The 7393-nt window shown below is 74.6% G+C and carries 4 protein-coding genes; 3 read left to right on the forward strand and 1 reads right to left on the reverse strand.

Translation table 11 applies throughout. The annotated features are described in order from the left end of the window. From AC1DT4_RS20030 to AC1DT4_RS20040, 3 genes are all read left to right on the forward strand, one after another. On the forward strand, window positions 1-688 hold a 688-nt coding region (locus AC1DT4_RS20030; RefSeq protein ID WP_477091510.1), incomplete at its 5' end, for an ATP-binding cassette domain-containing protein. Between the two features lie 134 nt (window positions 689-822). Further along, window positions 823-2184 (forward strand): MFS transporter, encoded by a 1362-nt coding sequence (locus AC1DT4_RS20035; RefSeq protein ID WP_477091511.1) that lies wholly within the window; start codon window positions 823-825, stop codon window positions 2182-2184. Between the two features lie 2 nt (window positions 2185-2186). Beyond that, the gene (locus AC1DT4_RS20040; RefSeq protein ID WP_477091512.1) at window positions 2187-6317 is read left to right on the forward strand and encodes a molybdopterin-dependent oxidoreductase; all 4131 of its coding nucleotides are present in this window, start codon (window positions 2187-2189) and stop codon (window positions 6315-6317) included. A 7-nt stretch (window positions 6318-6324) separates the two neighbouring features. Here the strand turns inward: AC1DT4_RS20040 and AC1DT4_RS20045 are convergent. Continuing rightward, the coding region (locus AC1DT4_RS20045; RefSeq protein ID WP_477091513.1) for a molybdopterin-dependent oxidoreductase at window positions 6325-7393 on the reverse strand (1069 nt) is incomplete at its 5' end.

The raw sequence follows: 7393 nt of genomic DNA on the forward strand, positions 1-7393 counted from the left end.
GTTGACGGCCGTGGGGCTCGGCGGCATGGCCGACCGGCGGCCGGACGCGCTGTCCGGCRGCCAGCGGCAACGGGTCGCGCTCGCCCGGGCGCTCGCCGCCGCGCCCGACGTGCTCCTGCTCGACGAGCCGTTCGCGCAGCTGGACGTCCGCACGGCCGCCGAGCTGCGCGAGCTGGTCCGCGACCAGGTCCGACGCACCCGCACGGCGACCGTCCTGGTCACCCACGACGTGCTCGACGCGGTGACGCTCGCGGACCGGGTGGTCGTGCTGCACGACGGCCAGGCGGTCGAGCAGGGTCGGCCGCTCGACGTGCTCACCGACCCCGTCCACCCGTTCACCGCGGCGCTGGCGGGCGTCAACCTCGTCGTCGGCACCCTGGCGGAGGGTCCCGGCGGCGCCACGGTGCTGGTGGGGCCCGACGGCGTCCTGGTGCCGTGCGACGCCGTGCCGGGCGGCCGCGCGCAGGTGACGTTCCCGCCCGGGGCGGTGGTCGTCGGCGGCCCGGACGGCTGGACCGCGCGCGTCGTCGACCTGGAACCGGGCACCACCGGCGTGCGCCTGCGGACCACCGGCGACGTGCTCGTGGACCTCCCGCCGGCGCAGGTCGCGCAGCTCGCCCTGCACGTCGGTGCGGCCGTCGTCCTCAGCGTCCCGAGCGAGCACGTGCGGGTCCGGGCGCTCGCCTGATCTCACAGGCGCCCGCGGCACCCGGTGCGCGAATGGTTCCGAGCGCGCAACGGGGCGGGCAGGTCCGTCGAAACATGCGCTCCCTAGCGTCGTCGTCGACATCGACCCCACCACCCGTCCTTCCGGAGGTCCGCATGGCGACCCAGCTCGCGACAGGCACCGGCACCGCTCCCGCCCTCGACACCGCACCCCTCACGCACCGCCCCGGCCGCTGGATCGACGGCTGGAACCCGGAGGACGGGGGGCAGTGGGCGTCCGTCGGCCGGGTGATCGCCCGCCGGAACCTCGGGCTGTCCGTGTTCGCGGAGTTCCTCGGGTTCGCCGTCTGGGCGCTCTGGAGCATCGTCGTCCCGCAGCTGCCCGCGGCGGGCTTCGTCCTGACGGTCGACCAGATGTTCTGGCTCATCGCGGTGCCCTCGCTGGTGGGTGCGACCCTGCGCATCCCGTACACCTTCGCGGTGCCGGTCTTCGGCGGCCGCAACTGGACGATCGTGTCCGCGCTGCTGCTCCTGGTGCCGACGATCGGGCTCGCGGTCGCGGTGAAGAACCCCGACCTCGGGTTCGGCGCCCTGCTGGCGGTCGCGGCGCTCGCGGGCGTCGGCGGCGGCAACTTCGCGTCCTCGATGGCCAACATCTCGTTCTTCTACCCGGAACGGGAGAAGGGCCGCGCGCTCGGCCTGAACGCGGCGGGCGGCAACCTCGGGACGGCGGCGGTGCAGTTCGCCGTGCCGCTCGTCATCGTCGGCGCCGCAGGCATGGAGCTCGAGCGCGCCGGGCTGATGTTCGTGCCGCTCGTGCTCGTCGCAGCCCTGCTGGCCTGGCGGTTCATGGACAACCTGTCCAACGCCAAGTCGGACCCGCGCTCGTACGGTGTCGCCGCCCGGTCGAGGAACACCTGGATCATCTCGTTCATCTACATCGGCACCTTCGGCTCGTTCATCGGGTTCTCGGGCGCGTTCCCGACGCTGCTCAAGAACCAGTTCCCCGAGGTGACCATCACCATCGCGTTCGCCGGCGCGCTCGTCGGCTCGATCGCCCGCCCGCTCGGCGGGATCCTCGCCGACAAGCTGGGCGGCGCCCGCGTCACGATCGTCGCGTTCGGCGTCATGGCGCTCGGCGTGGTCTGCGCGATCTTCGCGCTGCGGGCGCACGCCTTCTGGCCGTTCCTCGCGTCGTTCCTCGTGCTCTTCGTCGCCACCGGCGCCGGGAACGGCTCGGTCTACCGGATGATCCCGGCGGTCTTCCGGTTCGGCACCACCGACGACGAGGACCGCGCCCGCCGTGCGAAGGCGGCCGCGGGCTGCCTCGGGATCGCCGGCGCGGTCGGGGCGTTCGGCGGGTTCCTCATCCCGCGCGGGTTCGCCGTCTCGACCTCGCTGACCGGCAACATCCAGGGCGCGCTCTGGGTGATCGTCGGCCTGTACCTGGTCATGGGCGCGACCACGTGGGCCGTGTACCAGCGCCGTTCGGGCGCCTACGGCGCGACGGTCATCTGACCTTGACCCTCACCACGCCGGCCCCGCAGGGGAGCACCACGTCGCTCGAGCAGGTGGCGACGGTGTGCTCCTACTGCGGCGTGGGCTGCGGGATCATCCTCGACGTCGCGTGCGACGACGAGGGGCGCCGCGTCGCGACGGGCGCTCGCGGGGACAGGTCGCACCCCGCGAACGGTGGTCGGCTGTGCACCAAGGGCGCGACGAGCGCGGACATGCTCGCGGCCGGCGGCCGGGCAACGCACGCGCTCGTGCGGGCAGAGCGCGGTGCCGAGCCGGCGCGGGCGGACCTCGACCAGACGATCGAGCTCGTCGCCCGGCGCCTGCGCGAGGTCGTCGACACCCACGGGCCGGACGCGCTGGCGCTGTACGTCTCGGGGCAGATGAGCCTCGAGGCCCAGTACCTCGCCAACAAGCTGGCCAAGGGCTACGTGCGCACCCAGTGGATCGAGTCGAACTCGCGGCTGTGCATGGCCAGCGCCGGGACGGGCTACAAGCTCTCGCTCGGCGCGGACGGGCCGCCCGGGTCGTACGACGACCTCGACCACGCCGACGTGTTCCTCGTCATCGGCGCCAACATGGCCGACTGCCACCCGGTCCTCTTCCTCCGGCTGCTCGACCGGGTCAAGGCGGGCGCCACGCTGATCGTCGTCGACCCTCGTCGCACGGCGACCGCCGACAAGGCCGACCTCTTCCTCCAGGTCGCGCCCGGCACGGACATCGCGCTCCTCAACGGCCTGCTGCGGCTCGTCGTGGAGGCGGGTGGGCTGGACGAGCAGTTCGTGGCCGAGCACACCGAGGGCTGGGCCGACGTCGAGGCCATGCTCGAGGACTACCCGGTCGACGAGGTCGCGCGCACGACGGGGATCGCCGAGGCCGACCTGCGCACCGCGGCGGCGATGCTCGCCGGCGCGGGGAACTGGGTGTCCTGCTGGACCATGGGGCTCAACCAGTCGACGCACGGCACCTGGAACACGAACGCCCTGATCAACCTCCACCTCGCGACGGGCGCGATCTGCCGCACCGGCTCGGGCCCGTTCTCGCTGACCGGCCAGCCCAACGCGATGGGCGGGCGGGAGATGGGCTACATGGGCCCGGGACTGCCGGGGCAGCGCACGGTGCTCGACGACGACGACCGCGCCTTCGTCGAGGGGGTCTGGGAGCTCGACCCCGGGACGCTGCGCCCCGACTTCACCGGTCGCGGCACGGTCGACATGTTCGAGCGCATGGCCGCGGGCGAGATCAAGGCGTGCTGGGTCATCTGCACCAACCCGGTCGCCTCCGTCGGGAACCGGCGCAGCGTCATCGAGGGGCTCGAGCGGGCCGAGCTCGTGGTGACGCAGGACGCGTTCGCGGAGACCGAGACCACGGCGTATGCCGACGTCGTGCTGCCGGGCGCGCTGTGGTCGGAGTCCGACGGCGTGATGATCAGCTCCGAGCGCAACCTCACCCTCGCGCGTGCCGCCCTGCGCCCGCCGGGCGACGCGCTGGCGGACTGGCAGCTCATCGCGCGCGTCGCGACCGCGATGGGGTACGACGGCTTCGACTTCGCCTCGTCCGAGGAGGTGTTCGAGGAGCTGCGTGCCTTCGCGAACCCGCGCACGGGCTACGACCTGCGCGGCGTGACGTACGACCGGCTGCGCGCGGGACCCGTGCAGTGGCCGGCAGCCCCCGGCGGCCCCCGCCGGAACCCGGTCCGCTACCTGAACGACGGCGTGAGCCAGCAGCTGCTCGAGCGCCCGGACGGTACGCGCCCGCGGCTGGCCTTCCCGACGCCGTCGGGCCGCGCCAGGTTCCTCGCCCGCCCGCACCTGCCCGCCGCCGAGCTCCCCGACGACGACTTCCCGTTCGTGCTCAACACGGGGCGCGTGCAGCACCAGTGGCACACGATGACGAAGACGGGCAAGGTCGCCAAGCTGAACAAGCTCGCGCCGGGGCCGTTCGTCGAGATGCACCCGTCCGACGCGGCCGCGCTGGGCCTCGTCGACGGCGCGTCCGTCGAGGTCGCGTCGCGCCGCGGTCGCGCCGTGCTGCCCGTCACGGTGACGGACCGTGTGCTGCCGGGCGCCCTCTTCGCGCCGTTCCACTGGAACGACATGTTCGGCGAGTACCTCGCCGTCAACGCCGTGACCAGCGACGCCGTCGACCCGATCTCGTTCCAGCCCGAGCTCAAGGTGTGCGCCGTCGCCCTCACGCCCGTCGCCTCGCCGCCCGCCGAGCCCAGGGCGCCCGAGCCGAGGCCCGAGGACGGCCTCGCGCCCGGCGCGCGAGCGATCCGCGCGCTCGGTGAGGCGCTCGGACTCGACGTGCCCGAGCCGCCGCGCCTCGGTGACCGGGAGCGCCGCTACCTGGCCGGGTTCCTGGCGGGGCTGGGCGGGGGAGCGCCGGGCACGCCCGTGCTGCCGTCGACCGCCCCGCTCGACGCCGCGGACGCGCTGTGGGTCGACGGCCTGCTCGCGGGCCTGTTCTCCCGGACGCCCGAGCACACCGACGGCCCGACGTCGGGACCGCGCGGGGGCGCGGCAGTGCGCCAGGTGGTGGTGCTGTGGGCGTCGCAGACGGGCTCGGCGGAGGACCTGGCCACCGCCGCCGCCGAGCGGCTGGTCGGCGCCGGGCTCGCGCCCCGGACCGTGGCCATGGACGACTGCCTGCCCGCGGACCTGCCGGTCGGCGCGGACCTCGTCGTCGTGACGAGCACGTTCGGCGACGGCGACGCTCCTGACAACGGCACGACGTTCTGGGAGTCGGTGGCCGCCGCCGACGCGCGCCGGCTCGACGGCTCGCGGTTCGCGGTGCTCGCGCTCGGCGACTCGAGCTACGACCGGTTCTGCGGGCACGGGCGTCGGCTCGACCATCGCCTGGAGGAGCTCGGGGCGGCGCGCCTGGTGGAGCGCCTCGACTGCGAGCCGGGCGACGACGACCGGGCGATCGCGTGGATCGAGGCGGTCGTCGGCGCGCTGGCGGCGTCGACGCCGGCCCCCGCCTCCGTCCCCGTGGTCCCGGACCGACCGGCCGTCGCGACCCGACAGCGGCCGGGCGAGGCGCGGATCGTCGGGAACCGCCTGCTGTCCCTGCCGGGCTCCGGCAAGGAGGTGCGGGAGATCGTGCTGGACGTCGCCGACAGCCCGCGAGCCGTCACCTACCGCGCGGGCGACGCGCTGGCGGTGCGCCCGAGGAACGCTGCGGCGCTCGTCGACGAGTGGTTCGCCGTCACCGGGTGGGACCCCGACCAGGAGGTCGACGTCGACGGGCGCCCGAGCCCGCTGCGCGGCGCGCTCACCACCGAGCTCGACATCAGCCGCGTCTCGCCGGACCTGCTCGCGCTCGTCGCGGAACGCTCCGGCAGCACCGAGCTGCGCCAGCTCCTGCGGCCGGGCAACGGCAGCGACCTCGCGCGCTGGACGTGGTGCCGGCAGGCGGTGGACGTGGTCGCCGAGCTCGCCTCCGACGTGCCCGCTGCGGACCTCGTCCGGGTGCTGCGCCGCCTCGCGCCGCGGCAGTACTCGATCTCGTCGAGCCCGCGCGTCTCGCCGGACGCGGTGTCGTTGACGATGTCCGTGGTCCGGTACGCGTCGCCGTCGGGCGTCCCGCGCGGCGGCGTGTGCTCGACGTTCCTCGCCGACGCGCCGCTCGGCACGGTCGTGCCGGTGCACGTGCAGCCCACGTCGCACTTCCACCCGCCGGCCCCCGACGTGCCCGCCGTCATGATCGGTCCGGGCACGGGAGTGGCGCCGTTCGTCGGCTTCCTCGCCGACCGCGCGGCGGCGGGGCACACCGGGCGCAACTGGCTCTTCTTCGGCGAGCAGCACCGGGCGACCGACTTCTACTACCGCGACGAGCTGTCGCGGCTGCTCTCCGAGGGCACGCTCGACCGCCTCACGACCGCCTTCTCGCGGGACCAGCGCGCCAAGGTCTACGTGCAGGACCGGATGCGCGAGCACGGCGCGCGGCTGTGGGAGTGGCTGGAGCAGGGTGCCTCGGTGTTCGTGTGCGGCGACGCCTCGCGCATGGCGAAGGACGTCGACGCCGCGCTCCGCGAGATCGTGGCGACGCACGGCGGGCGGAGCGCCGACGCGGCGGCCGCCTACGTCAAGGACCTCGGCGCCACGCGGCGCTACGTGCGCGACGTCTACTGACGCCGGATCAGGTGACGGACACGCGGACCGTGTCGTAGCCCGTGGCGCCGTCGGGGATGACGTCCGCCGGGGTGCCCGTCTGGGGGCCCACCGGGTCCGAGGCGCGGACGAACAGCTCGTGCTGGCCGGGCTCGGCCTGCCACGTCCACGACCACTGCCGCCACGAGTCGATCCCGCCGTCGTCGGCGAGGGTCGCGTCGTTCCAGGGACCGTCGTCCACGCGCACCTGCACGCCCGTGATCCCGCGGTGCTGCGCCCACGCGGTGCCGGCCACGACGACCGGCCCAGCGGGCACCGACCCGGAGCTCGGCACCTCGATGCGCGACTGGGTCTTCACGGGGCCCTCGGGCGACCAGCCGCGGTCCGTCCAGTAGGACGTCGCGTCGGCGAACCGGGTCACCAGCAGGTCGGTCACCCACTTCGTCGCCGAGACGTACCCGTAGAGCCCGGGGACCACCATCCGCACCGGGAAGCCGTGCTCGACGGGCAGCGGCTCGCCGTCCATCGCGATCGCGAGCAGCGCGTTGCGGCCGTCGGTCAGCGCCGCCAGCGGGGTGGACGCGGTGAACCCGTCGACGCTGCGCGACAGGACCATGTCCGCGTCGCCGGTCGGCTTCGCGCGCGCGAGGAGCTCCCGGATCGGCAGGCCGAGCCACTTCTGGTTGCCGACGAGGTCGCCGCCCACCGGGTTGGACACGCACGCCAGCGTCACCCAGGCCTCGACCAGGTCGGAGGCCAGCAGCTCGTCCCAGGTGAGCGTGACCTCCTCCTCGACCATGCCGTGCACCCGCAGGCTCCACGTGCTCGGGTCGACCTGCGGCACGACGAGGGCGGTGTCGATCCGGTAGAACTCGTCGGGTGGGGTCTGCCACGGGCCGACGCCGTCGACGCCGACGTCGACACCCGCCGGGACCGGCGCCGCCGTGGTGCTCGGCCGGGGGATCGTGATGGCCGCGCGCGCCGCCTGCGCCCCGCGGGCACCGGCCCCGACCGCCCGCCCGATCACAACGCCGACGACCCCGAGCGCGCCCGCCGCCGCGGTGGCCTGCAGGAACGCGCGGCGCTCGGCCGCCGCC

The sequence above is a fragment of the Cellulomonas sp. P4_D11 genome (genome assembly GCF_056401915.1).